This window comes from Janthinobacterium sp. Mn2066 (assembly GCF_049319705.1).
Taxonomy (GTDB): Bacteria; Pseudomonadota; Gammaproteobacteria; order Burkholderiales; family Burkholderiaceae_D; genus Janthinobacterium.
This window is the reverse complement of record NZ_JBMOUF010000052.1, coordinates 1-258: the sequence shown is the minus strand read 5'-3', so window position 1 is coordinate 258 and position 258 is coordinate 1. Positions and strand designations below refer to the sequence as shown.

At 62.0% G+C, this 258-nt stretch carries 1 protein-coding gene; it reads right to left on the bottom strand.

Going from position 1 to position 258, the window contains the following annotated elements; all coding sequences use genetic code 11:
• A partial coding sequence (locus tag ACL9RI_RS27720) for an IS1595 family transposase (protein ID WP_422729654.1) occupies window positions 1–258 on the bottom strand: 258 nt, incomplete at both ends.

The window sequence follows — 258 nt, the reverse complement described above, 5'->3', positions numbered from 1 at the left end:
ATGCGCCTGGCGTCGAGTATCCAGCGCCAGCCCAGGTAATTGGGCAGATAACGTGTCGCCACGCCATGAAAAATGCTCAGCCATCCACGCAAGCGGCTGCGATAAGCGTTGACGTTCTGCACGTGAGCCGCGCCGCGCACGCGGATACCGGCGCGCAAGTTGACGGCTTGATGACTGATGCCTGTCTCCCGGGCGAAAGCAGCATAGGCCGCATGGGCATCTGTCACCAGCAGGATGTCGCGGTCGATCACGGGTAGC